At 65.5% G+C, this 24,930-nt stretch carries 19 protein-coding genes; 7 read left to right on the top strand and 12 right to left on the bottom strand.

Annotation, left to right across the window (positions count from 1 at the left end; genetic code table 11):
- Positions 1-74: 74 nt before the first annotated feature.
- A complete protein-coding gene (locus tag A5785_RS11390) occupies positions 75-1,001 on the bottom strand; it encodes an SGNH/GDSL hydrolase family protein (RefSeq protein ID WP_049700784.1) in 927 nt (308 codons plus the stop codon).
- Positions 998-2,500 (bottom strand): PucR family transcriptional regulator, encoded by a 1,503-nt coding sequence (locus A5785_RS11395; RefSeq protein WP_197494496.1) that lies wholly within the window; start codon positions 2,498-2,500, stop codon positions 998-1,000. The genes A5785_RS11390 and A5785_RS11395 overlap by 4 nt, the downstream gene beginning before the upstream one ends.
- Before the next feature lie 104 nt (positions 2,501-2,604).
- Here A5785_RS11395 and gabT point away from each other — a divergent pair, with 104 nt between their 5' ends.
- Genes gabT through A5785_RS11410 form a run of 3 tightly spaced genes read left to right on the top strand, consistent with a single transcriptional unit; the run spans position 2,605 to position 7,434 of the window.
- Complete coding sequence (gabT, locus tag A5785_RS11400) at positions 2,605-3,984, top strand: 4-aminobutyrate--2-oxoglutarate transaminase (protein WP_049700860.1); 1,380 nt, start codon at positions 2,605-2,607, stop codon at positions 3,982-3,984.
- A 35-nt stretch (positions 3,985-4,019) separates the two neighbouring features.
- On the top strand, positions 4,020-5,990 hold the full coding sequence (locus tag A5785_RS11405) for a primary-amine oxidase (RefSeq protein ID WP_197494495.1): 1,971 nt from the start codon (positions 4,020-4,022) through the stop codon (positions 5,988-5,990).
- A complete protein-coding gene (locus tag A5785_RS11410) occupies positions 5,968-7,434 on the top strand; it encodes an NAD-dependent succinate-semialdehyde dehydrogenase (protein WP_049700782.1) in 1,467 nt (488 codons plus the stop codon). Before A5785_RS11405 ends, A5785_RS11410 begins: the two co-directional genes overlap by 23 nt.
- Before the next feature lie 146 nt (positions 7,435-7,580).
- Here A5785_RS11410 and A5785_RS11415 read toward each other — a convergent pair whose 3' ends face one another.
- Complete coding sequence (locus A5785_RS11415) at positions 7,581-8,435, bottom strand: endonuclease domain-containing protein (protein ID WP_231894151.1); 855 nt, start codon at positions 8,433-8,435, stop codon at positions 7,581-7,583.
- Between the two features lie 388 nt (positions 8,436-8,823).
- Here A5785_RS11415 and A5785_RS11420 point away from each other — a divergent pair, with 388 nt between their 5' ends.
- Positions 8,824-9,414, top strand: a complete 591-nt coding sequence (locus A5785_RS11420; RefSeq protein WP_049700781.1) for a YdcF family protein — start codon at positions 8,824-8,826, stop codon at positions 9,412-9,414.
- Between the two features lie 82 nt (positions 9,415-9,496).
- Here A5785_RS11420 and A5785_RS11425 read toward each other — a convergent pair whose 3' ends face one another.
- The 3 genes from A5785_RS11425 to A5785_RS11435 all read right to left on the bottom strand — a co-directional run bounded on the left by A5785_RS11425 (position 9,497) and on the right by A5785_RS11435 (position 12,739).
- Entirely contained in the window at positions 9,497-10,660 is a 1,164-nt protein-coding gene (locus tag A5785_RS11425; protein ID WP_049700780.1) for an acyl-CoA dehydrogenase, read from the bottom strand.
- Between the two features lie 122 nt (positions 10,661-10,782).
- On the bottom strand, positions 10,783-11,892 hold the full coding sequence (locus tag A5785_RS11430) for a GGDEF domain-containing protein (protein WP_064866540.1): 1,110 nt from the start codon (positions 11,890-11,892) through the stop codon (positions 10,783-10,785).
- A 157-nt stretch (positions 11,893-12,049) separates the two neighbouring features.
- Positions 12,050-12,739, bottom strand: a complete 690-nt coding sequence (locus tag A5785_RS11435; RefSeq protein WP_049700857.1) for a TetR/AcrR family transcriptional regulator — start codon at positions 12,737-12,739, stop codon at positions 12,050-12,052.
- Positions 12,740-12,937: 198 nt separating this feature from the next.
- Here A5785_RS11435 and A5785_RS11440 point away from each other — a divergent pair, with 198 nt between their 5' ends.
- Positions 12,938-13,513 carry a hypothetical protein gene (locus tag A5785_RS11440; RefSeq protein WP_231894150.1) on the top strand — a complete coding sequence of 192 codons (576 nt, stop codon included), beginning with the start codon at positions 12,938-12,940 and terminating at the stop codon, positions 13,511-13,513.
- A gap of 13 nt (positions 13,514-13,526) precedes the next feature.
- On the opposite strand, the gene A5785_RS11445 is transcribed toward A5785_RS11440, so the two are convergent.
- Positions 13,527-15,212: an AMP-binding protein gene (locus A5785_RS11445; RefSeq protein WP_416259122.1), complete on the bottom strand. Its 1,686-nt coding sequence runs from the start codon at positions 15,210-15,212 to the stop codon at positions 13,527-13,529.
- Between the two features lie 216 nt (positions 15,213-15,428).
- On the opposite strand from A5785_RS11445, the gene A5785_RS11450 reads away from it, so the two are divergent.
- Together A5785_RS11450 and A5785_RS11455 are read left to right on the top strand one after the other, a co-directional pair.
- Positions 15,429-17,000 carry a hypothetical protein gene (locus A5785_RS11450; RefSeq protein ID WP_064866542.1) on the top strand — a complete coding sequence of 524 codons (1,572 nt, stop codon included), beginning with the start codon at positions 15,429-15,431 and terminating at the stop codon, positions 16,998-17,000.
- A 57-nt stretch (positions 17,001-17,057) separates the two neighbouring features.
- Entirely contained in the window at positions 17,058-19,109 is a 2,052-nt protein-coding gene (locus tag A5785_RS11455) for an acyl-CoA dehydrogenase family protein (protein ID WP_049700778.1), read from the top strand.
- 16 nt (positions 19,110-19,125) lie between these two features.
- On the opposite strand, the gene A5785_RS11460 is transcribed toward A5785_RS11455, so the two are convergent.
- The 5 genes from A5785_RS11460 to A5785_RS11485 form a co-directional block, all read right to left on the bottom strand.
- Positions 19,126-19,845, bottom strand: a complete 720-nt coding sequence (locus A5785_RS11460; protein WP_049700777.1) for a hypothetical protein — start codon at positions 19,843-19,845, stop codon at positions 19,126-19,128.
- The gene (locus A5785_RS11465; RefSeq protein WP_082937907.1) at positions 19,842-20,411 is read right to left on the bottom strand and encodes a hypothetical protein; all 570 of its coding nucleotides are present in this window, start codon (positions 20,409-20,411) and stop codon (positions 19,842-19,844) included. The genes A5785_RS11460 and A5785_RS11465 overlap by 4 nt, the downstream gene beginning before the upstream one ends.
- A complete protein-coding gene (locus tag A5785_RS11470) occupies positions 20,398-21,444 on the bottom strand; it encodes a DUF998 domain-containing protein (RefSeq protein WP_064866544.1) in 1,047 nt (348 codons plus the stop codon). Before A5785_RS11470 ends, A5785_RS11465 begins: the two co-directional genes overlap by 14 nt.
- 791 nt (positions 21,445-22,235) lie before the next feature.
- On the bottom strand, positions 22,236-23,213 hold the full coding sequence (hemB, locus tag A5785_RS11480; RefSeq protein WP_049700774.1) for a porphobilinogen synthase: 978 nt from the start codon (positions 23,211-23,213) through the stop codon (positions 22,236-22,238).
- 11 nt (positions 23,214-23,224) lie between these two features.
- Positions 23,225-24,895: a uroporphyrinogen-III synthase gene (locus A5785_RS11485; RefSeq protein WP_049700773.1), complete on the bottom strand. Its 1,671-nt coding sequence runs from the start codon at positions 24,893-24,895 to the stop codon at positions 23,225-23,227.
- Positions 24,896-24,930 lie beyond the last annotated feature (35 nt).

The raw sequence follows: 24,930 nt of genomic DNA on the forward strand, positions 1-24,930 counted from the left end.
GATGTTGTGGATACGCGGCGGGCTGTGGATTGTTCGATGACGTAAAGGTCGTGTACCGCCAGCCTTCGGTGTGCTCACCGGCCCAGGGCGGCGCCCACCTGGTCGGCGATGGCGCGCTGGCCGTCGACGTTGGGATGCACCTTCACCGGGGCCGACGACCCCACTTGCGGTTCTATCCAGCGCACGCCCTCGGGTTGGCAGGCGTCGTGACCTTCGGAGACCGTCGACATATCGACGAACGTCGCGCCGGTCTCGGTGGCTGCTCGCGCGACCGCGCGGTTGAGCGTCGCCTGCAGGTCGCGGATGTACGCGACGTCGCCCGCGGCAATGCGCATCGTCGGATAGCAGCCGGTCGTATCGGGCAGAATCCACGGATACCCGACGACGACCACGCGCGCGTTCGGGGCGCGGTCGGCAACGGCGTTCAGCGCTTTCACCAGTGCCGGATAGGTGCTCGACTGCACCCTGCGCACAAAGCTGTCGCCATACCGGACGCGACACGGCGCCCCGGTCGGGTCGTCGGCGGCCACCTCACCGCAGTCGGCGATGGTTCCGGAGAAGATATCGCCGTCGTTGCCGCCGATCATGAGCGTCACGATCCGCGTTCTCTCCCCGAGCGCGTCGAGCTGCGGATCGACACCGAAGTATTGCGCCGCAAAGAAATCCGACGTCGTCGCACCCGCGCAACTGACATCGTCGAGTGCAAGCCCCCGTCGCTGCGCAAGCACGTGGGCATAGTTCGACGACGACCGTTGGCACTGCAGCGGCGAATCCTCGACGAGCGGACGCACCCCCGTTCCCGCACTGTAGCTGTCGCCGAGGTTGACATACGCGGCGCTGACGGTTGTTCCGCTGCTACCGGTTGTTCCCGCGCCGTCGGACGTCCCCGCACTCGCGGTCGTCCCGGAACTCTCCGCCGAATTCGAGCCGCCGTCGGTGCACGCCGTCGCCAACAGCAGCGTCGCGACGACCACGAGAAGCCAAGGGCGGCGGGAGTTCACGCGCTCTCGCTCAGCAGTGTCAGCAGCAGTTCGGCGCGAGTGCGGGCGTCGGAAAGGTCGACGGCGAGCATGTCCTCGACCCGCTCGATACGGCCGCGCAATGTATGTCGGTGCACGCCGAGCGCACTCGCCGCGGCACCCCAGTTGCCGTTGGCCTCAAGGTAGGCCAGCAGGCTCTGTTGGAGATGTCCGGCGTTCGCGGCGTCGTATGCGACGAGCGGGGCGATGCGCTCGGTGTAGCTGTCGCGCAACACCTCTCGCACGGTGTCGCTGGCGAGAAGTGAGCGTAGGTCGTAGAGGTCGAGGAGCTGACCCGCAGCTGCCGAACGACACGAGAGGCGGGCCTGTCGTACCGAGTCTGCGACGTCGTCGACCGGAACCGCGGGCCCCAGCCCGCCGCGGACTGTGCCTGTCGCACTGAGTATTCCGAGTAGACCGGTGGCGAATTGGATGTGATCGTCGCCGCGGATCAGGCCGACGAGTTCGTTGCCGCGACGGTGCACGAACACCGGCCGCCACCGGCGCTCGAACTCGACGGCGAGGCGTCGAGCGCCGTGTTGTGCATCGTCGACACTCTCGAAACGGAACACCACCGCGCGTACCCGACCCTCGGGATCGGCTGCCCGAAGCAGCATCTCGCGCGATCGCTCCCCGACGTGGCGGTCCATGGCGAGCGCGAGCACTTCACCCTGCAGTTCGCCGACGTCGCGTCGAACCTCTTGCGGCTTGGCATATTCGATGACGAGCAGCGAGACGGCGTGGCCGATCAGCATGCGGCCGACGTCGTCGAGTGGGCTCGAACCGATGACGCCGAGATGTCCGAAGGTCGTTGCCCCCGAACCGACTCGCGCGACGGTGAGTACCGAGTCGTCAGTCACGCGGACGGCGCCCGCGGATGCGGGGTCGCGCATCACTATCGCGCGAAGCTGCTCGAGTTCAACGGAATTCGCCTGTCCGGGAGCTTCGGCAACCGGGGAGTGCCCGGCGTCGAGCAGGATCACCCGCTGGCCAACCGCATCGGCGAGCTCCCGTACGAGTCCCTTCGACCCCGATACCGTTGCCGCCCTTGTCATGCGAGGTTGCGCACGCGTCGCGGACACCAGCCGCGCCGACCGCTGCGCGGCGATCTGATCGAGGACTGCCCGCGTGATGGCCGAGAACGGTATCGCGAGCGGAACCTCGAACAGCGGGAGACCGAACTCGTCGGCGGCCGCGAGCAGGCCGTCGGGCACCTCGTCGAATCCGAGACCGACACCGAACCCGATCGCGGCGGCACCGACGGCGTTGAGGCTGCGTACGAACTCGCGCTGCGCGGCAGCGTCGTCGGCGTTCAGTCGCATGCCGGTGGTCAACAGCACCTCGCCGCCCTGCAACCAGTCGGCGGTGCTCACGAGTTCGGAGCTCACCGCGCAGTCGAGGTCGCGGTCGAGGCCCTCGGCCCCGGCGCGCAGCGAGAGTTCGAGTCGACGCTGGGCCATCAGCCATCGAACGGTGGTCACCCACCCACCGTAACCGCCGACTGGACATTGTGGCAGTGCGACGCCGAAAGGCTGTACAACTTGTCAGGTCCGCAGGTGGGGGTGGCAGGCGAACACTGGTGTCCATGACCACAGCAACCGACATTGTCTACCGGCTGCCCCAGGAGCGGAAGCTGGTCAGCGAACTGCCCGGCCCACGCTCGATGGAGATCGGGCAGCGCCGACTGGGTGCCGTCGCCGCGGGCGTCGGCTCCAGCGTTCCCGTCTTCGCGGCCGACGCCGACGGCGGAGTGATCGTCGACGTCGACGGCAACTCTCTGATCGACCTCGGCTCCGGCATCGCCGTCACATCCGTCGGCGCGAGCAACTCGGCCGTCGCGGCGGCCGTCGCCGAGCAGGCAGCGCACTTCACGCACACCTGCTTCATGGTGACGCCGTATGAGGGCTACGTGGCCGTCGCCGAGAAGCTCAACGAGATCACCCCGGGCGACTTCGAGAAGCGCACCGTGCTGTTCAACTCGGGCGCCGAGGCCGTCGAGAACGCGGTGAAGATTGCCCGCCTCTCGACACGACGCAACGCTGTCATCGCCTTCGATCACGCCTACCACGGGCGCACCAACCTGACGATGGCGATGACGGCCAAGAGCATGCCGTACAAGCGCAACTTCGGTCCGTTCGCGCCCGAGGTGTACCGGATGCCGATGAGCTATCCGTACCGCGACGAACTCGGCAGCGACGGTGTGGCTGCGGCCAAGCGCGCGATCTCGATGATCGAGAAGCAGGTCGGCGCGGAGACCACCGCCGCGATCGTCATCGAACCGATCCAGGGCGAGGGCGGATTCATCGTTCCGGCACCGGGATTCCTCTCGACGCTTGCCGAGTGGTGCACGATGCACCGCGTGCTGTTCATCGCCGACGAGGTGCAAGCCGGATTCGCCCGTACCGGAACGTGGTTCGCGTGTGAGCAGGAGGGCGTCACGCCCGACCTCATCACGATGGCCAAGGGCATCGCAGGCGGAATGCCCCTGTCTGCGGTGACCGGACGCGCCGACATCATGGACACGGTGCACGGCGGCGGACTCGGCGGCACCTACGGCGGCAACCCCGTTGCGTGCGCTGCGGCGCTGGCAGCCATCGACCAGATGGAATCGCTCGACCTGTGCGGCCGTGCGCGACACATCGAGACCATCATCACCGAAGCACTCTCGGCCACCAAGGACGAACTCGACGGTGCGGGCCTGCCCGTGATCGGCGACATCCGCGGTCGCGGCGCGATGATGGCCGTCGAACTGGTGACGCCCGCTGAAGACGGAACCGCGACTCGCGAACCCAATCCCGACCTCACCGCCGCGGTGGCCAAAGCGGCGCTCGCCCAGGGCGTCGTCGCGTTGACCTGCGGCACCTACGGCAACGTGCTACGTCTGTTGCCACCGCTGGTCATCGGCGACGACCTGCTGCGCGATGGCCTGGCGGTGCTGTGCCAGGCACTCAAGGACAACGCCTGACCTGCTAGTTCGTTGCCAGATCACTAAGGAGAGTCGTGTCCCCGCATCCCCTGGACCAACCGCATCCCCTCGATCCGCTGACCGCCGACGAATTCCGTTCCGTCACAGCCCTACTCGGTAGCGAGCAGGGCGTCGGCGACGGTTGGCGCTATGCGTCAATCGAACTCGCGGAGCCGACCAAGACCGAACTCGCCGCATTCGACGCCGACGGCACGCTTCCGCCGCGTCGAGCGGTGGTCGTCTGCTTCAACACAGGAGAGAACACGACGTACAAGTCGTTCGTGTCGATCTCGGGTGGCAGCGTCGACTCGTTCGAGCTGATTCCCGACGTCCAGGCGAACTTCACCGTCGACGAGTTCGAGGAATGCGACCGCGTCCTGCGCGCGCACCCCGACGTCCAGGCGGCGCTGGCTCGACGCGGGATCACCGATCTGGACGGCGTTTTCATGGATACGTGGACCTATGGTGGCGCGGTCATCCCCGACGAGTACCGCGGTCGACGCCTCGGCTGGTCGGACACCTGGGTGCGCAACAGTGAGGGCTCCAACCCGTATGCGAACCCGGTGTCGGGGCTGCACTGTGTGATCGACGTGAACACGATGGAACTGCTACGCATCGAGGACACCGGCGGATTCGACCAGCCGGAAGTGATGGGCGAGTACGTTCCGCGCCATATCCCACAACGCATTCGGGACACCTTCAACCGGCCCGAGCTCAAGCCACTGGAGATCACCCAGCCCGACGGGCCGTCGTTCACGCTCGACGGCAATCAGCTCACGTGGCAGAAGTGGTCGCTGCGTGTGGGTTTCAACTATCGCGAGGGCATGACCCTGCACACCGTCACCTACGACGACGGCGGGAACGTGCGCAAGATCGCGCATCGTCTCTCCTTCGCCGAGATGGTCGTCCCCTACCGCGATCCGAGCGAAGACCATTACCGCCGTACGGCTTTCGACATCGGCGAGTGGGGCCTCGGCTTCATGACGACGTCGCTCGAGCTGGGTTGTGACTGCCTCGGCGAGATCCGATACCTCGACGCCACACTGCACAACAGTGCGGGCGAGCCGTACACCATCACGAACGCGATCTGCATACACGAGGAAGACAACGCCGTGCTGTGGAAGCACGTCGATCACGACGCGGGCGCAGAGGTGCGTCGTATGCGTCGGTTGACGGTGAGTTTCCATGTCACAGTTGCCAATTACGAGTACCTCGTCTACTGGCGCTTCTATCAAGACGGCAACATCGAGTGCGAGGTACGCGCCACCGGCATCATGGTGACCACACCAATGCCGCCGGGCCTGACGTCGAATCCGCACGGCACGACGGTCGATAACCGCACGTACGCTCCGTTCCACCAGCATTTCCTCGTTGCGCGAATGGATCTCGACATCGACGGGTCCGACAACACGGTCTACGCCAGCGAGACTCTCGTCGAGCCGATGGGCCCCGACAATCCGCTCGGTCTCGGCCTGGTGCAACGGAACACGCCGCTGCTGACCGAGTCGGAAGGCATGCAGGACCCCAACTTCGCGACGCAGAAATCGTGGAAGATCGCCAATCCCAACAAGACAACAGCGTTGGGCCTGAATCCCGCGTACAAGCTGGTTCCGACAGGCGCGTTCCCGGCGATGTTCGACCCCGCGTCGCCGATCTTCCAGCGTGCAACCGTCATGGGACACTCGCTCTGGGTGACCCCGAACCATCCCGACGAGCGTTGGCCCGCAGGCGAATTCGTCAATCAGTCCGAGCGCGACACCGGACTCGGCGAGTGGACCAAGGCAAATCGACCGATCGAGAACACCGACGTCGTGCTGTGGTACACGTTCGGAATCCATCACATCACCCGTCCAGAGGACTGGCCGGTGATGCCGGCCGACACGGTGTCGTTCTGGCTCAAGCCATTCGGCTTCTTCGATCGCAACCCCTCTCTCGACGTCGAGGCGTCGCCCCCGACTCACTGCCATCACGAAGGGAACTCGCATGACCAGCACCCAGGTGCTTGACCCGCAGGCCGTACTCGACGGAATACCTACCGGCCTCTGGATCGACGGCAAGGAGGTCGAGGCCAAGGGCGGCAAGACATTCGACGTCATCAACCCGGCCACCGAGGAGACGCTGACCGCGGTTGCCGACGCCAGCGTCGACGACGCCGTGCACGCACTCGACCGCGCTGTCGCCGTCGCGGATTCATGGGCGGCGACGCCTGCACGCGAGCGTGGCGAGATCCTGCGTAGCGCTTTCGAATTGGTCGCCGACCGGGCCGACAGCCTTGCCATGCTCATGACGCTCGAACTGGGTCGCGCACTGCCGGATAGCCTTTCGGAGACCAAGTACGGCAACGAGTTTCTGCGCTGGTTCGCCGAAGAGGCTGTCCGGATCGACGGTCGCTGCACGCAGTCACCGGCGGGCACCGGTCGAATCCTGGTGAGCCACGGTCCTATTGGACCGTCGCTCGCGATCACGCCGTGGAACTTCCCGCTGGCGATGGGCACGCGCAAAATCGGCCCGGCATTGGCTGCCGGCAATGTCATGCTGGTCAAGCCAGCACACGAGACACCTTTGACCATGCTGGCACTGGCCGAGATCTTCGCCGAAGCAGGACTGCCTGCGGGCGTGTTGTCGGTGCTGCCGACCACTGACGCGCGCGGCGTCGCGTCGGCCATCATCAGCGACGACCGGATCCGTAAGATCAGCTTCACCGGTTCGACGCCGGTGGGTCGAAATCTGATGGCACAGGCCGCAGAGCGGGTGCAGCGGACATCGATGGAACTAGGCGGCAACGCACCGTTCGTCGTATTCGACGACGCCGACATCGACAAGGCTGTCGAAGGCGCGTTTCTCGCGAAGATGCGCAACGGCGGCGAGGCATGCACCGCGGCGAACCGCTTCCTGGTCCAGTCCGGGGTTGCAGAGGAGTTCACCGACAAGTTGATCGAGAAGATGTCGGCGGTACGACTCGGACCCGGCTACGAGGAGGGCGTGACGCTCGGACCGCTCGTCACCGCAGCGCAGCGCGACAAGGTCGCCGCAGCGGTGGAAAGTGCTGTCGCACATGGTGGTCGGGTTCGCCTTGGCGGCAAGGCTCCCGAGGGGAAGGGGTACTTCTACCCCGCGACGGTGATTGATCAGGTCGACGCGTACGCGCCCGTCACCCGCGACGAGATCTTCGGCCCCGTCGCGGTGATCAGCACCTTCGACTCCGAGGACGAGGCGATCGCCGCAGCCAACTCCACCGTGTACGGCCTCGCCGGCTACTTCTTCACCCGCGACCTCGACCGCAGCATGCGCGTCGCGTCGAAGCTCGACGTCGGGATGGTCGGGGTCAACCGCGGCGTGATCTCCGACGTCGCAGCACCCTTCGGCGGCGTGAAGCAGTCGGGCATCGGCCGCGAGGGCGGCTCCGAGGGCATCGACGAGTACCTGACCACGAAGTACGTCGCGCTCTGAGGTCGACTGGGCGGCTCGTCGTGCCGACTGGGCGCCCCAGAGCGTCGACTGGGCGCCCCAGAGCGTCGACTGGGCGCTCCAGACCGTTGACTGGGCGCTCGAGAGCGTCGACCGGGCGCCTCGTCGTGCCGACTGGGCGCTCCGGTCTAGTCGAAATACGCACCTCGCCGGTGAAGCGCCTGTCGGATCTCGGCTAGGACGGCGTACGGGTTGTCGCGGAGCTTGGCCTTGTCGACGTAGATCATCAGCCATCCGTCGTCGTGCAGCCGTGCGCGACGTTCGGCGTCGCGAACCTGCTGACCAGGCCTGGTGTGGTACTCGCCGTCGTACTCGATGCCGATCTTGAGTGCCTCGTATCCCATGTCGATGCGCGCGTAGATCTCCCCTGTTCCGTCGCGAACCTCGATCTGGAGGTCGGGCGCCGGTAGTCCGCCCTCCAGAATGGTCAAGAGCAGCCATGCCTCGGTGGGCGACTCGATTCGGCTGTCGATCAGCGGTATCAGTCGCCGCAGTTGCACCACGTTGCGCCTACCCTTCTGCGTAGCTGTGTACTTTTCCAGCGCGGCGACGTCGAGGTCGGTAGCGCGTGCCAGGGCGTCGAGGTATCCGAGCGCGCGTGACGCGAACCGAATGCGGCCGATGTCGAAGGCCGTCCTGATCGCGCTCGTGACCTTGATTCCGTCGATGGTCACGATGTCTGCAGGGTCGAGGTCGAGGCGATGAGTGACGGATCCCTTCGCGGGTCGGCCGGAGCAGCTCGTGCCGCGGATCAGCTCGATGGTGAAATCCTCGTCGTACCAAACACTTCCGTGCATGATCAGTGCTGCCATGCCAGCGACCACGACGTCGCCCTGAGCCTGCTGCGCAACGGCGACGATTCGTTGTCGAGCCGTCATGAGCGTCGACTTGAGTATGTAGCCGCTGCCACGAAGTCGACGGAACGTCGAGTCGAACTCGCTGGCGCTGATACCGGTGACGCTGAGCGTTGCCCTGCGCTTCACGACCTCAGGCGAATCTACGGGTGATGCATCAAATGGAGTCATGGTGCTTGGACGCAGAGATAGTGCGATTAGATCCATCCGATTTCTGGCGCGTCCAAGTCGACGCCCCCTGGCTACGCCTACTCGGCACGACGCAACGCCCACTCGGCACTCTCAAGCGCCCAGTCGACACTCTCGAGCGCCCACTCGGCACTACGGGACGCCCACTCGGCAATCTCAAGCGCCCACTCGGCACTACGAGACGCCCACTCGACGCTCCCGAGCGCCCACTCGGCACTACGCAACGCGCAGTCGACACGCCCAATCGCAACGTTACATTCGTGAGAATTGTTGCTGAAGTGATCCTTGTGGCCTTTAGCGCGTACAACCTTCTCCGTAGGATGGCCGCATGCGTCTACGAACAGATCTCCGACTGCGTAGCGCCGCGGTGCTGCTGGCCCTGACGACAGCTCTCGCGGGCGGCGCGGTCGCCGCTGCTCCTGCCCACGCCGACATCAACGCGGGCAGCGTAGATCTCGGCAGCTCAGACCTGTTGAGCGCCAACAGTGTGTTCCTGTGGCAGAGTCCGCCGACTCGATACATCGTGGTGCTCGGCGCAAAGCAGGGGGTGTTGGGGCAGCCGCCCGCGATCCTGCAGCAGCGCATGAATGTCGGTGCCCGGCTTGCGCGCACCCATCCCTTCAACCGTGTGATCGTGTCCGGCGGCGACACCTGGTGGCTGCCTGTGTCCGAAGCGCAGTTCATGAACATCGGCCTGATCCATCGCGGGGTCCCGATGTGGCAGATGGTGAACGAGTCGGCGTCGACCTCGACAGTCCAGAACGCCGAGTTCACTGTCCGCATGCTCAAGTCGCTGGGCGCCACCGGAGCGGTGGTCGTCACCAATAACTTCCACATGCCGCGCGCGATGAAGAACTTCCGCGACGCCGCCAAGGCACAGCGCGCCAACCTGCTGTTCCAACCGGCCTACGCAGGCTGACGACACTGATACGACGACGCCCCGCTCACGAACCGAGCGGGGCGTCGTCGTTGATTCTGTTGTAGCCGAACGAGATTGGAGGTCAGCGCAGCAGCGCGCGGCTCATCACGACGCGCTGGATCTGGTTGGTGCCCTCGTAGATCTGCGTGATCTTGGCGTCGCGCATCATGCGCTCGACCGGGAAGTCGCGCGTGTAGCCCGCGCCGCCGAACAGCTGCACGGCGTCGGTGGTGACCTGCATCGCGACATCGGAGGCAAAGCACTTCGATGCCGAGCTGATGAAGCCGAGGTTCTTCTCGCCGCGCTCTGCGCGAGCGGCCGAGGTGTAGACCATCAGGCGCGCTGCCATGATGTTCATCGCCATGTCGGCGATCATGAACTCGACGCCCTGGAACGTGCTGATCGGGCGGTCGAACTGGCGACGCTGCTTTGTGTATTCGATGGCCTGGTCGAGGGCACCCTGTGCGATACCCACGGCTTGCGCGCCGATCGTCGGGCGGGTGTGGTCGAGGGTCTCGAGTGCCGTCTTGAAGCCGGTACCGGGCTCGCCGATGATGCGGTCGGCGGGGATGGTGCAGTCTTCGAAGTACAGCTCCGCGGTGGGCGAACCCTTGATGCCCAGCTTCTTTTCAAGCGGCCCGACCGTGAAACCCGGATCGTCCTTGTGCACCATGAACGCCGAGATTCCGTGAGCACCCATGTCGGGGTCAGTGACCGCCATGACGGTGTACCAGGTGGACTTGCCGCCATTGGTGATCCAACACTTGGTGCCGTTGATGACCCAGTTGTCGCCGTCCTTGCGCGCACGCGTCTTCATCGCCGCTGCGTCAGAACCGGCCTCACGCTCCGACAGGGCGTACGACGCCATGGCTTCGCCGGAGGCAATGGAAGGCAGGACCTGCTGCTTGAGCTCTTCCGATCCGTTGAGGATCAGGCCCATCGTGCCGAGCTTGTTCACCGCCGGGATCAGCGAAGCAGAAGCGTCCACTCGGGCCACCTCTTCGATCACGATGCATGCGGCCACCGAGTCTGCACCCTGGCCCCCGTACTGCTCAGGTACGTGGATCGCGTTGAACCCCGAGGTCGTCAGCGCCTTCAGCGCTTCTTCGGGGAATCGTGAACGCTCGTCTACGTCTGCCGCGTGCGGCTCAATTTCCTTGAGCGCGAGTGCTCGAATCGCCTCGCGGAGCGCGAGATGCTCTTCTGGCAGCTGGAATAGATCGAAATCGGGGTTGGCATACCCCATGAGAGCCTCCTCATTCAGTCAACGATGACATGATTTTAGGATGATGATGCGTTCCCATGAACGCGACACTGAGTGTCATATTACTCGCCCTCCAAGCCCATTGTCGACACTCGGTGCCACCCTTACGTCCATTCGACGCGATCACCGCCCGCGCGCTTCGCGCGGTACATCGCCGCATCCGACGAGCTGAGCGCAGCGCAGAGCACGTCGGCGCTCGACGACACCGTCGATGTCGGCCAGAGCGTCACCAGACACAGCCCGACGCTCGCGCGCACGTCGTACTGCGGCGACGACTGTGCGATCGCTTGCCGTATCAGATCGCCGATCTGCTCCACTCGTGTGAGCGAAGGCTGCGGACACACGACGGCGAATTCCTCCCCGCCGGTCCGAGCCACCAGGGCACGCGGCGAGACGACGTCCCCGATCGCACGTACGACGTCGCAGAGAATTCTGTCTCCGGTGCCGTGGCCGAACGTGTCGTTGATGCGTTTGAAGTTGTCCAGGTCGATGGCGATGAAGATCGCGCGGCGTTCGACTTCGGTGGAGAGATCGCGAATGAGCAGGTCGAATCGGCGCTCGAGACCCCGCCGATTGAGCGCGCGGGTGAGCGGGTCATGGTCGGACTCGGCGGCGTCGTCGCGCAAGACGAGTACCGCCACCTGCTGGCCGAACGGAACGGTGACGATCGTGACCGCCGCGATCATGCAGATGAATAGACCGAGCATCGCGTGATGATCGACGACAACCAGCGCATACAGCACGGAGATGAACACGCCCGCGACAACCAGGATCACCGCCAGATGTCGGACACTGTGGAAAAGCGAGACATACGCGGCCAGTGCCGCATACGCACATGAGCCGACCAACCCGACGAGCGGCATCCCGATCACGAACAGCGAGAGTCCGTACAACATGCACATCGCGTAGACGCGAATGAGAGAGCCCCGACGCGACGGCCAGGACGGAGCGATCAGCCAACTGATCCCGATGATCAGGGCAATCACGTTGTCGGCGACGAGGACCGCTCGTGCGATGGTGGTGTCAGGTCCACCATCGACCGCGAGCAACAGCATTGCGCCGATCGCCACGAGCACAACGCTCATGCCGACGCAGCCGCGCACAAGTGCGCCCATCCCGCTGGATTTGATCGACGCAACCACGGCGTCGTAACCGTCGGGCGCCATCCACGCCCGACGCAGCGCGTGCGAGTACCGCTGAGTCTGAACACTCACGGAGACTCCTCGAAACTGCTCCCCCGGGTGCCGCGCCACCTACAGCACATGGCAGGCAACGCCGACCACGGACCACATCATGGCACTTCAGCGACCATTTCGCGCTTGAATCACTCGCGACCCGCTCGTATTCATCCGATCAGGCGATCGGAGAGTGTCAGGTGCCGGAGTCGGGGATCGTCGAGCCGATCTTTTCGCTGACCGCCCGCGAGATTTCGAGTGCCGACGCGCCTGCGGGGAAGGTGATCACAGCTACCTCGGGTCGTCCGCTGGCACCGAGGGCCATCCGAATCCGTTCGAGGTCTCGACGCAACCGACCGAGCGTCGCGTCCGCGTCGCCGCGGATCATCGACCGCAGCAGGTAGTTGTGCGCCGAGGTGATCGCTGCGGCGAACGCGACGATGTCGACCGGCGACTCGTCGGGTAGCCGACTGCGCAGATACTCCTCGAAAACCCGCTGGTACCGATACGTCGTAACCAACTCGCGCTCGCGCAGAGTCGGCACCTTAGATACGACGTCCATGCGTCGAACCGCCAGGTCACGGGTGTTGTGAAAGTGCGTGAACACCAGCTCGGCTGCTGCGCACACCGCAGTCGGCGGGTCGACGTCGTCGCTGTCGGCGAGTTGCGCGGCCACGTCGGTCAGCAGTTCCTCATGGTCGGCGAAGATCATGTCCTCTTTCGACCGGAACTGTCGAAACAGGGTTCGGCGCGACACGCCCGCGGCGGCCGCGATCTGATCGACCGTCGTCGACTCGTAGCCGTTTTCGCTGAACAGACGGATCGACGCCGCGACGACCTGGGTTCGGAGATCGACCGATCCGCCCGCTGTGTCACTCGGTGCCATGGATTCAGTATCGCTGGTGGCCATCCCGTTGTGCCAACACGCGGCCGTCCGACGTGTGCGAAAGGAACACCGATTGTCCGATGGTCGGCGGAGAACCTCGCGCTTGGTCAGCCGAACGACACCCGGGCCGACGACGGCGTCGACCCGGGTGTTCTCGGCTACATTTTCGACGACCACTCGCCAGTCAGAGGAGATCGCGTGACCGTTCCGTCGTCGCAAGGACCCGACACTTTGCCGTCAATCCCCCGCTTCGACGCGACGACGCCGCCTCCACCCCCGGGTGTGGTGCGCAGCCAGATGATCGCAGGACCCGACATGTCGTCGCGGGCGGCGAAATCCCTGTTGCTCGGTCTGCGCCGTCAGCTCGTCGTCCAGGCTGCTGTCTTCGGCGGGTTCGGCGTTCTGCTCGTCGTCTTCGGTGCGTTCATGGCGGCAAGCGACGACTCGTCGTCCTCGGTACTGATCTATGGCTGCGCACTCCTCGTGCTCACGCTCGCGCTGCCGTTCTTTGCCTACCGTCGGATCATCGCCGTGTGGGCGAGATTCGCTCCTGCGGGCACGCCGATGTCGAGTGAGTTCTCGTTCGATCGCCTCACCCTGACGGCGGGCCCGACGACGAACTCTGTGCACGCGTCGGCAATCACCGGAGTCGCACACCTCGGGACCATGTTCGTGGTGAGGACCCGCCAGTTCGCGACACCCGCCATGGTCTTCCCCGAAGAACTCGTACCGCCTGCCGTCGGCGCCGACCTGCTCGCGCGCTACGCGATGTGATCGGCGGCGCAGGTCAATTCGCGGCGTTCTTGCGTAGCTCGAACTTGAGCACCTTGCCTGTCGACGTGCGCGGCAACTCGTCGGCGAAGATGATGTCGCGTGGAATCTTGTAGCCCGCCAACAGAGTTCGTGCATACTCGATCAACTCGTCGGAGCTCAGCGACCGCCCCTCTTTCAGGAGCACATACGCCCTCGCCCGTTCGCCCCACTTCTCGTCGGGGACACCGACGACCGCGACGTCGAGCACCGCGTCGTGGCTGACGAGCGCTTGTTCGACCTCGATCGTCGAGATGTTCTCGCCGCCCGAGATGATGATGTCCTTGGCTCGATCGCGGAGCTGAATGTAGCCGTCCGGGTGCATGACGCCGAGGTCGCCGGTGTGAAACCATCCACCCTCGAACGCTTGTCGAGTCGCGTCGGGATCTTTGAAGTACCCGGCCATGATGTTGTTGCCGCGCAACACGATCTCACCGATCGTCGAGCCGTCGGCGGGCACGTCGACAAGTGGCACGACGCCGCGCTCGACGACACGCGCGGGTTCTGCCTGAACCATTCCGACACCCTGCAGCGATAGTTTCGCGGCCCTGTCGGCGGGGTCGAGATCGTCCCAGGCTTCCTGGTACTCGCAGATCGTGTACGGGCCATAGCTTTCGGTGAGGCCGTATACGTGGACGACACCGATGTCGAGCGCCGCAAGCGCTGCGATCACCGTCGGAGACGGCGGTGCGCCCGCCGTGGTGATCCGGAGCGGCGCGTCGAGGCGATGCGCGCGTGGCGATCCGGCGATCGTGATGAGAACCGTTGGCGCACCGCACAGATTCGTGACTCCGAGGTCATCGATGGCGTCCCACACCGCGTCTGCGCGCACCAGACGTAGACACACGTGCATCGCCGACGCAGCGGTGACCGCCCAGGGCGTGCACCAGCCGTTGCAGTGGAACATGGGGAGCGTCCACAAATACCTTGTGCTGCCGGTGAATTGGTTGTGGTGCATTTCGCCCAGCGAGTTGAGGTAGGCGCCCCGATGCGTGTACATCACACCCTTGGGCTTGCCCGTCGTCCCCGACGTGTAGTTGATGCTGATGACACGGTCTTCGTCGTCGACAGTCCACGGGAGCGGCGTCGAATCAAGCTCCTCGGCGCCTGCGAGAAAGTCAGCGTACGAGCGAAGTCCACTGATGCCCGACGATTCGACGTCGCTCGGCGTTGGACCGAACTCGAGGTCGGTGATCTCGACGTACGACGTCACGTCAGGAACTTCGTCGGCGATGGAAGCGACGGTGTGTCGGAACTCGGCGTCGAAGAACAGTGTGGTGACGCCGGCGTGATTGAGGATGTAGACGAGTTCGGGGCCTGCAAGGCGTGAGTTGAGTGCGACGAGAACTCCGCCTGCGAGCGGCACCGCGAAGTGCGCGACGAGCAACTCGGGCACGTTGGGTGCCAGGTAGGCGATCCGCTCACCTGGCCTGATCGTCGACTCGAGGACCCGGGCAAGGCGCTGCACCTCGTCGCCGAACTCCGAGTAGGTCGCCGAACGCGCCCCGTAACGGATGGCGGTGCGATCGCCGAACACCTCGACCGAGCGCTGCAGGAAGCGAAGGGGCGTCATTTCCGAGCGATTGGCGGTCCCGGAGTCGATGCGCCCGAATTCGGCGTCGAGTTGCGCGGTGACAGCGACATCGGTTGTCTGTGACGACACAGTGTTCTCCCTGCTTGGCATCGATGACACGCGGGGTGAGGCCCGCGACGTTGACGTGCTCCTACGATATGGACCACACTCGTGTGCACGCCACCCCCGGAAGGAGGTGGCATCGGGGGTCGCAACGTCGCGGATGCTCACGCCAGGCAGGGCACAACACGACAACAGTCAATCGCTACTCAAAGCCAGACGGAGTTCCATGGGGGGACGCATCTGATGAAAACCGACGTCGACGCCACAAGCATGTCTCGACGGACCGGCGGGTCGCGACCGGTCACCGCGTTGGGGGCTGCACTTGTCGGAGTCGGCGTCGTCTCGGCGTTGGCGTCGCATACGCCCACTCCCCCCGACGTTCAGGTGCCGACTGTGACCGCCGACAACGGCGTGCGGCTCGCCGGGAACTCCGTGGCGAACATTCCGACGAACCTCCTTCAGACGATCGCCAACATGCCTGCCGTCGAGTACGAGGGCATGAACAAGACGAGTGAAGCGCTCGAGAATTCCAGTAACTGGTGGCTCTACATCCCGACCAACGTCATCGGGTTCGACCAGCAGGACAAGCAGAAGCTCGAAGGCACCACCCTGATGATGGTGCCGATTCCGCTTGTCGCACAGGCGAATTTCGAACAGTGGTGGATCACCATGGCCGCCAACGCGCCCATGACGGAGAACTGCACCGGCATCCCCGGTCCGTGTTCGGACGTCTTCTACTTCGACCAGTACGGGCAGGTGCCCACCTGGCAGTTGGTGTTGGGTTATCGCTTCCCGGAGATCCGCAACACCATCGATCCCAACCACGAGACCTACACCACTCCCGAGGGCAAGGTTGTCGAGATCCAGCCGGATTGGTCCGGCAAGTACTACAAGCTCGACCCGTGGGGACCGCAGAAGGCAATCTGGGAAACGCTGACGCAGGACCCGACCGGCTATCGACCCGCGCCCACCGCCGACCAGTGGCTCAAGGCACTCAATCGCCTGGGCAAGGCGTCGTGGATCGGTCTGAACCCCAACGTCGAGGGCACGTACTGCCTCCCCTGCCAGCTCGGCGGGATCAAGGGCGCGCCGGATTCGCTGCCGAAACAGTATCTGTTCGGCAACTACTACTCGTTCTTCGATTTCGGGCAACCACAGACCGAGCACAACTGGGTGTACAACCGACCCGACTACGACGAGAAGTCACGCCTCGACTACATCGAGGTGCGCAATGGGCAGGACCCGAAGGTCCAGCAGCAATTGCTCGCCGACGCCCGCGCCGCGACCACACCGGAGGCTCTGCGCGAGAGCACCGCGGAGTTCTACAAGAACATGGACGCGGTCGGCAAGCAGATCAACGAGAACATCGCGATCAACATCGAGGGCCTGCAGAAGGCATTCGGGGTCACGCTGGAGTCCGGACAGGATTTCCTCGATCAAATCGCGGAATCGTTTGGCGCGCAGCCAAAGTCGGCGTCGAGTCAACCTCGTGTCGAGGTACGCAGCCAGGTCACGATGAGCAGCACGCGTGCCACCCAGGGCTACGACGAGCGCGTGGCTCCCTCGACGGCACCGAACTCCGCCGCGCCACAGGTTGCTCACGCCAAGCCGGCAACGCGTCCGGCCCCGACAGACCCGTTCTCGACGCTCCGGACGCAGGTCGCCGATGTCAGCAAGCAGGTGTCCGACGCGGTCGCCCCGCTGTTGCCGTTCGGCCAGCATTCGAGCGCTCACGCGGCGCCGGGCAAACATGCTGCCGTCGACGGTTTCGCAGGCGGAAAGCACCGGGCCGTCGGTGTTCATCGCGCGTCATAAGCCTGTCCTCGCGGGTATCGACCCCCACGGTCGGAATCGATCCGTAACGTAGAGCTCATGTCGACCCCAACCGAGAGTCCCTCGACGCCAGCAACCGACGACGACCCCAGCATCGACACGGCAGTCGCCGACACCAGCGAACTGTCCGAAGCCGAACGCGGTCTGCTCGTCGACAACCTGCGCTACGTACTCGACGGACGCTGGCGAGCCACCCGAGATGAAGTTCGACGACGCGCTAACCGCGCCGACCTGCTTCCCGATCCGTCGCGAACTCTCGAACAGGCGCGTGCGCGCATCCTCGAGGAGATGCGCGAACTGTCCGACGAAGGATTCGCGGCTGCCGGATTCGGCGCCGACCACGGCGGCACAGGCGACGTCGGGGCGTCGATCACCGCGATCGAGATGCTCGGCTACGCCGACCTGTCCCTGATGGTCAAGGCGGGAGTGCAGTGGGGACTGTTCGGCGGCGCCGTCGAAAACCTCGGCACCGCAAGGCATCACGAGAAGTACGTCGCCGACACCATCAGCCTCGACCTCCTCGGCTGCTTCGCCATGACCGAGACCGGGCACGGTTCCAACGTGCAGGAACTCGAGACGACCGCGACGTACGACGCAGCCACCAAGGAATTCGTGATCCACTCGCCGACACCGTCGGCCCGCAAGGATTACATCGGCGGCGCTGCCGAACACGCCCGCATGGCATCGGTTTTCGCGCAGTTGATCACTGCCGGTCCCGGCCAGGAGCCGGAAAGCTATGGCGTGCACTGCTTTGTGGTGCCGATCCGCGACGCCGACGGCAACGACCTTCCCGGTGTGACGACGAGCGACTGCGGCTACAAGGGCGGACTGCCCGGCGTCGACAACGGACGCATCATGTTCGACGAGGTGCGCATACCGAAGGACAACCTCCTCAACCGCTATGCCGACGTCGAGGACGACGGCACGTACTCGTCGCCGATCGAGAACCCCAACCGACGCTTCTTCACCATGCTCGGCACACTCATCCGCGGTCGGATCACGGTTGCGGCCACCGCCGGAGCCGCGTCGCGTAAGGCGTTGGCGATCGCCACACGATATGGCTTGGTGCGCAGGCAATTCGACGCCCCGGGCGACGAGGAAGAGATCGTCATCCTCGACTATCTCGGTCACCAGCGAAAGCTGCTGCCGCTCATCGCGAAGTCGTACGCCATCGCATTCGCACAGAACGAGCTCACCGAAGAACTTCACGAGGTGCAGTCCGACACCCCGGCCGAATCGCCCGACGGCTCTGCCGACGATTCCAAGGCGGGTCGCCAGCGCGAGCTCGAAGCCAACGCCGCAGGACTCAAGGCGTACGCGACATGGCACGCATCTCACGCGATCAATGTCGCTCGCGAAGCATGCGGCGGCGCAGGCTATCTCGACGAGAACCAGATCTCGATCATCCGCGGCGACATCGACGTCTTCACCACGTTCGAGGGCGACAACACCGTGCTCACCCAGCTCATCGCCAAGGAAGTGCTTTCGGCCTACGCCGACGACGTCCAAGGCCTGTCGGCAGGCGGTTGGGTGCGGTTCATCGCGTCGATGGCGCGCGACGTCGTCGTCGAGAAAACCGCTGCGCGACAAGTGGTTCAGACACTCCTGGAGAGTTCGGACGAAGACACCGAGAAGTCGGCGCTGACCAACCGTGGTACTCAGCTTCGACTCTTCCGCAACCGCGAGGACCATCTGGTGCGCACCTGCGCGCAGCGTCTGCGTCGAGCTACCAACGACGACAACGATGCGTTCGAGGTGTTCAACAACGCGCAGGACCATCTGCTCAAGGTCGGGCAGGCTCGCACCGAGCGGATCGTGCTGGAGGCGTTCGTACAAGCCATCAACGACTGCGATTCACGCGCCGCGGCCGAGGTACTCGGCAAGGTGTGCGATCTGTTCGTCTACTCGGCCCTCGAGGCCGACCTCGGCTGGTTCATGATGCATCGCCACATCTCCGTGGAGCGCGCCAAGGCGATTCGACGCGGCGTCAATGAACTCTGCCAAGACCTTCGTCCCCACGCGGCGACGCTCGTCGACGCATTCGGCATCCCCGAGGAACTCATGGGCGCGCCGATGATCGACAACCACTGAGTGGTCGGGGGCTGGGTTAGCTGCTCGGCCCCCGCGGGGACACACCGAGTTGCACCGCGAGGTGCGCCTCGGTGAGTTCCTGCCGGAATCGTTCGACGTCGCGGGCCCACGCCTGGGCGAGCTTGCCGTCGACGAGCTTCACGCCGACGCCCTTGCGCCGTCGCGGAACACCCGCGAGTTCTCCGAGCGCCGGAGCGCTCTCCCACTTCTCGTGTTCGGCGCCATTGTTGGCCGGGTAGATCTTCTCGATGTCGGCGAGCGCCATCAGCAGTGTCCCCTGCTGCAGCGTGGTCTCGGTCAGTTCGACGCCGACGTGACGGCGCGCCGCATACACCTGGACGATCGAGAACAGCGTGATGATCGCTCCGAGGACCGAAATCCACAGCCAGTGCACGCGGCCGGGGCCTGCGATGTCCATCGCGAGCACGGCACCCGCGAGCACCGGACCGATCGCCACGACCCACCAACTTCCGCCCTGCTCGACGAACAACGTCTCGCCACGATCCTCGGGCGCCGGGATCGGGTTTGCGGGGTCCTCGGGCTCGGCGGGTTCCTCGGGGTCGGCGAGATCTGCGGTCTGTTCGGGTTGTGCGGCTTCTTCGGACTCGTCGGTGGGGGCTTTGTTGCCGTCGGTCGATTCCTCGCTACCGACATCGCCTTCAGGCTCGACGCTGCTATCCGCTGACTCTGCGGGTTCTGCGCTGCCATCGGCGGGATCGTCAGCGGCAGAGCTCACGCTCTGTCCCGTTTCCGGTCCTGCTTGTTCCGCGCGGAGGCGGCGCCGTTGGCGCCCGATCGGTTCTCGGCGGGGCGTGTATTACCGCCCGGCCTGCTCTTGCCGTTCGCGACGCGACCCTTGCCGCCCGACTTACCCTTGCCCGACGTCGACTTCTCCGGGCACTCGGGTGGGCTGCCGGCGTTGAACCACGCGTCGGCTTCCGGCCGGTAGGCGAACAACGATCCCAAGAGTCCGATGACTGCTGCGAGCAGCGTGAACGCCAGGGCAGGATCGCCGAAACTGAGGAACACCAGCATGATCACCACGACCAGCGTCAGCGCCGCCAACGAGGAGCGCCAACGAGCATCCCCGACGTAGGCCTTGCTGCCGAGCAGCACGTACGCCACGCCGACCGCGATCACGATGATCCCGATCCCGATCGGAAGCAGCGTCGGGCCGTCGGCGAAAATGCCTGCCAGGATGTAGACGACACCGAGCAGTCCCAACAGAACGCCGGACGCTATCCAGCATCGATACGCCCAGGTCACCATCTTCGGGCGTTTACTTGCGTCAGGAAGGGTCACTGCTTTGCTTTCTGTCTGTCGACGGCTCGCTGTGCGGCGTCGACTCGTTCTCGTGGCTGTGGAGACGCGCCTCGACGGATCGGTCCCCCTCTTCGGAAGCGTAGTCGCCGTGGCCCGTTCCCGACGGCGTGCCGACTGTATTCGGATCTTTCTGCAGCGATCCGGTCTGGGGTGTTGCGTTTTGGGGTGACCTGCTCTGGGGTGATGCCGCCTCGCTGGTCGTCGGCGGCTGCCAGCCCCGGAGTCGCGCCTCTTCTTCCCAGGACGTCGGCGAGTTCTGGGGATAGTTGGCGTTGTCGGGATACTGGCCGCCTACCGGAGGCTGGTCGGGTGCTTGTCCGTACGACGGAGGCGCGGCCTGCGGGTACGGCGGTGTCTGCTGGTAGGGCGGAGCCTGAGGGTACGTCGGAGTCTGCTGGTACGGCGGTGTCTGCTGGTACGGCGGGGCCTGCGGGTACTGAGGTGGGTACGCGGGAGGCGCGGGGTACCCGAGCGGCGTGGTCTGCGGTCGGCGGTAGTCGGCCATCGCGCGGCAGTAGGCGTCCGACTCACGTCTCAGGAGGAGGATGGTCGCGCCCAGCGCAGCGATGCCACCGATGGTCAGCGGAATACCGGTCCACCAGGGATCGACGCCCCCGATCAGCGAGAAGGCCATGTCGATGAGGACGAAAACCCCCATCGCACCGAGCAGGACCCGCGCCCAGTTGTATCCCTTGCGCACAAACCAGACGAAGGTCAACGAGATCGCGGACAGGACAACCGCGGTGATCACCGTAATCGCGATCAGGAAGCCCGAGGACGTCATGAGGTCTACCTCTGCGCGCGGGGTATCGGCGGGGAGGTCGGAGGCTCGCTGGTTCATCATGTCGCGCAGGGTCGGATACTGCGCGACGGCCGTGACTATCCTGGCGATGACCACGACAATCCACAGCTCACACGCGATCGCCACCGAGTCGGGCAGCTTCGGGCGCTTGTTCTGCCCGTCGGGCTGCGCGGACGCGGGGTCGCGACGCGGATCGAGAAAATGCGACATAGCTCCAGCGTAATGAACGCAGCTTGGTGCGCGATGAGGACCTGCGGAGCGCGGCTACGTACACAACTCGGACGCCAGCGCGAGGCCACGACAATAATTTCGATCGCCACCCGCTGACGTCACGATTGTGTACGCACGCCGGACCACCACGGCCGCCGATACCCGACGGCTGCGCGAAGTGGTCTCGACTCGGGACCTCGCTGCGCTCGGGCCCGCTCGACCAGCGGTTGTGGCCGCGCCGTCCAGCCAGCGGGGACGGGCCCGGCGGCCGGCGCGTGTGGTCTCGACTCGGGACCTCGCTCCGCTCGGGCCCGCTCGACCAGCGGGAAAGGCGGCCTCGCCCGACTAGCGGTGCGGGTCTCGCACGGCCAGCGGGAAGGCGCGACGAGGACCTGCTGAGCGCGGCCACGTACACAACTCGGACGCCAGCGCGAGGCCACGACAATAATTTCGATCGCCACCCGCTGACGTCACGATCGTGTACGCAGCGGGACCACCACGGTCGCCGGTACCCGACGGCTGCGCGAAGTGGTCTCGACTCGGGTCCTCGCTGCGCTCGGGCCCGCTCGACCAGCGGGAAATGCCGGACCGCCCGACCAGCGAGAAGGCGGCCAGCGGCGGTGCGAAGTGGTCTCGACTCGGGTCCTCGCTCCGCTCGGGCCCGCTCGACAAGCGGTTGAGGCAGCCCCGCATTACCAGCGAGTGGGGTGGTCTCGACTCGGGTCCTCGCTGCGCTCGGGCCCGCTCGACCAGCGAGAAAGCGCGCGCCGCGCGACCAGCGGTAAAGCGGCCTAGGCCAGCTTGGCGGCGACCTCGGTCGCCCAGTACGTCAGGATGATCGAGGCGCCTGCGCGTTTGATCGAGGTCAGTGACTCGAGGATGGCGGCGTCGCGGTCGATCCAGCCGCGCTCGGCGGCGGCGGTGATCATCGAGTACTCGCCCGAGATCTGGTAGGCCGCGACGGGAACGTCGGAGATCTCGGCGACGTCGCGGACGATGTCGAGGTAGCTCATGGCGGGCTTGACCATCACGATGTCGGCGCCCTCGTCGAGGTCGAGGTGCACTTCGCGGAGCGCCTCGGTGCGGTTGGCCGAATCCTGTTGGTAGGTACGACGATCGCCCTGCAGCGACGAGCCGACAGCCTCGCGGAACGGGCCGTAGAACGCGGACGCATACTTCGCCGAGTACGCGAGAATGCCTGTGTCGGTGAGACCTTCGGCGTCGAGCGCGGCACGAATCTCGGCGACCTGGCCGTCCATCATCCCCGACGGACCCAGAAGGTGCGCACCGGCACGAGCCTGCGCGAGCGACATCGACACGTAGCGCTCGAGCGTCGCATCGTTGTCGACTCGGCCGTCGTCGGACAGCACGCCGCAGTGCCCGTGGTCGGTGAACTCGTCGAGGCAGGTGTCGGCCATCAGCACGGTCGAATCACCGAGATCGTCTGCGAGAACACGCAATCCGCGATTGAGGATGCCGTCCGGATCATCAGCGCCGGACCCTATCGCGTCCTTGTCCTCGGCCTTGGGAACACCGAAGAGCATCAGCCCGCCGACGCCCGCGCGCACGGCTTCGTCGGCCGCTTTACGCAGCGAGTCGAGCGTGTGCTGCACGACGCCGGGCATCGATCCGATCGGACGCGGATCGTCGATGCCGTCGGCGACGAACATCGGCAGCACGAGATCGGCTGGGCGCAGCGCGTTTTGCGCGACCAACCGACGCATCGCCGGTGTGGTGCGCAACCTGCGGGGACGAATAACCGGTGCCATACGCCCCACCTCTACGACCGCGACCGCCGCGACTTCTTGCGCGGAGGAGGCAACGCGCCCTCGGCCCGCAGGCGAGCGGCGTGCTCGGCGAGGGCGTCGACCAGTTCGGTCACCGACGCCGACTCCGGCTGAACGTCGACGCGCAGTCCGAATTCGGTTGCGGTCTCGGCAGTCTTGGGGCCGATGCACGCAACGATGGTGCGCGCGTGCGGCTTTCCGGCGATGCCGACCAGGTTGCGGACCGTCGAGCTCGAGGTGAAGCAGACGGCGTCGAATCCGCCGGTCTTGATCATCTCGCGCGTCTCGGCGGGCGGCGGTGCTGCCCGCACGGTGCGGTACGCGGTGACGTCGTCGATCTCCCAACCGCGATCGCGCAGACCCTCCGAGAGGGTCTCGGTGGCAATGTCGGCGCGTGGCAACAGGATTCGGTCGACCGGGTCGAAGACGTCGTCGTACGGCGGGAAGTCTTCGAGGAGTCCGAGGCTCGACTGCTCGCCGGACGGAACCAACTCGGGGTTGATGCCGAAGGTCCGGACCTTCTCGGCCGTCGCTTCGCCGACGCAGGCGATCTTCACCCCGGAGAACGCGCGGGCGTCGAGTCCGAACTCGGCGAACTTCTCCCACACGGCACGCACCGCGTTGGTCGAGGTGAACACGACCCACTGGTAGCGACCGTCGACGAGTCCCTTGACGGCGCGCTCCATCTGAGCAGGGCTGCGGGGCGGCTCGACCGCGATGGTCGGCACTTCCTTGGGCACAGCGCCGTGGCTGACGAGGCGTTCGCTCATGTCGCCTGCCTGGTCCTTGGTGCGGGGCACCAGCACGGTCCAGCCGTAGAGTGCGCGCGACTCCCACCAGGAGAGCTTGCCGCGCTGGCTGACGACCTTGCCGATCGTGAGGATCAGCGGTCCGCTCAGCGCGTTGCCCTGCTCGTTGAGCGTGGCCAGCGTCGCCTCGATGGTGCGCTGTGCGCAGGTGGTGCCGTTGATCGTGATCGCGACGGGCGTCTGTGGGGCGAGACCGTGCTCGGTCAGTGCGCTCGCGGTCTCGGCCAGATGGCCCGACGTCGCGTGCAGCACCAGCGGTCCCGGTGCTGCGGCGAGCGCGGCCCAGTCGACGCCTTCGGCGCGGACGTCGGCCTCGGTGTGGCTCGAACCCAGCGGCATGCCCGCGTAGCTCGGGACCACGGAAGCCGCAGGCAGTCCTGGCAGCACCTCGAATGCGACCGAGGTGCGCGAGACGGCGTTGACCTCGGACAGCACCGAATCGGTCGTCAGCGGATCACCGGAGACGACGCGGACGACGTCGTCGCCCTCCTTCGCCGCGGCGACGAGGGTGCGAGCGACCTCAGCGGGATCGCCGAGTGCGGGATGGACGATCTGGTCCTGCTCCTCGACGGTGTCGTCCGCGGCGGTCGCCGAGTCGTCGGACTCGTTCTCGTCGGTGGCCTCGTCGGCCTTCTTCGTGTCGTTCTTGGTGCTCTTACGCGCGGATTCCGCGAGCTCCTGCCGGTGGGCGGAGCCGATCATCGCCACGACGGCTGCTGGAACGTCGGGATCGATGAAGGCGGTCGTCGCATTCGCGATCACTGTCCGCGCACGCACGGTTAGCAGTTCGGGATCGCCGGGACCCGATCCCACGAAGAGGATTCGACCCGGATTGGCCTTCTTCGTACGGCTCATGCGTTCGCACTCTCCTGCCCTCGTCGAGAGGGCTG

It is taken from the genome of Gordonia sp. 852002-50395_SCH5434458, assembly GCF_001665905.1.
Lineage (GTDB): Bacteria > Actinomycetota > Actinomycetes > Mycobacteriales > Mycobacteriaceae > Gordonia > Gordonia jacobaea.

What these genes read in the sequence shown, in the direction of transcription:
- gabT (WP_049700860.1), top strand. Translation starts at nt 2,605, where the DNA reads ATGACCACAGCAACCGACATTGTCTACCGGCTGCCCCAGGAGCGGAAG.
- A5785_RS11410 (WP_049700782.1), top strand. Translation starts at nt 5,968, where the DNA reads ATGACCAGCACCCAGGTGCTTGACCCGCAGGCCGTACTCGACGGAATA.
- A5785_RS11420 (WP_049700781.1), top strand. Translation starts at nt 8,824, where the DNA reads ATGCGTCTACGAACAGATCTCCGACTGCGTAGCGCCGCGGTGCTGCTG.
- A5785_RS11425 (WP_049700780.1), bottom strand. Translation starts at nt 10,660, where the DNA reads ATGGGGTATGCCAACCCCGATTTCGATCTATTCCAGCTGCCAGAAGAG.
- A5785_RS11435 (WP_049700857.1), bottom strand. Translation starts at nt 12,739, where the DNA reads ATGGCACCGAGTGACACAGCGGGCGGATCGGTCGATCTCCGAACCCAG.
- A5785_RS11450 (WP_064866542.1), top strand. Translation starts at nt 15,429, where the DNA reads ATGAAAACCGACGTCGACGCCACAAGCATGTCTCGACGGACCGGCGGG.
- A5785_RS11455 (WP_049700778.1), top strand. Translation starts at nt 17,058, where the DNA reads ATGTCGACCCCAACCGAGAGTCCCTCGACGCCAGCAACCGACGACGAC.
- A5785_RS11470 (WP_064866544.1), bottom strand. Translation starts at nt 21,444, where the DNA reads ATGTCGCATTTTCTCGATCCGCGTCGCGACCCCGCGTCCGCGCAGCCC.
- hemB (WP_049700774.1), bottom strand. Translation starts at nt 23,213, where the DNA reads ATGGCACCGGTTATTCGTCCCCGCAGGTTGCGCACCACACCGGCGATG.
- A5785_RS11485 (WP_049700773.1), bottom strand. Translation starts at nt 24,895, where the DNA reads ATGAGCCGTACGAAGAAGGCCAATCCGGGTCGAATCCTCTTCGTGGGA.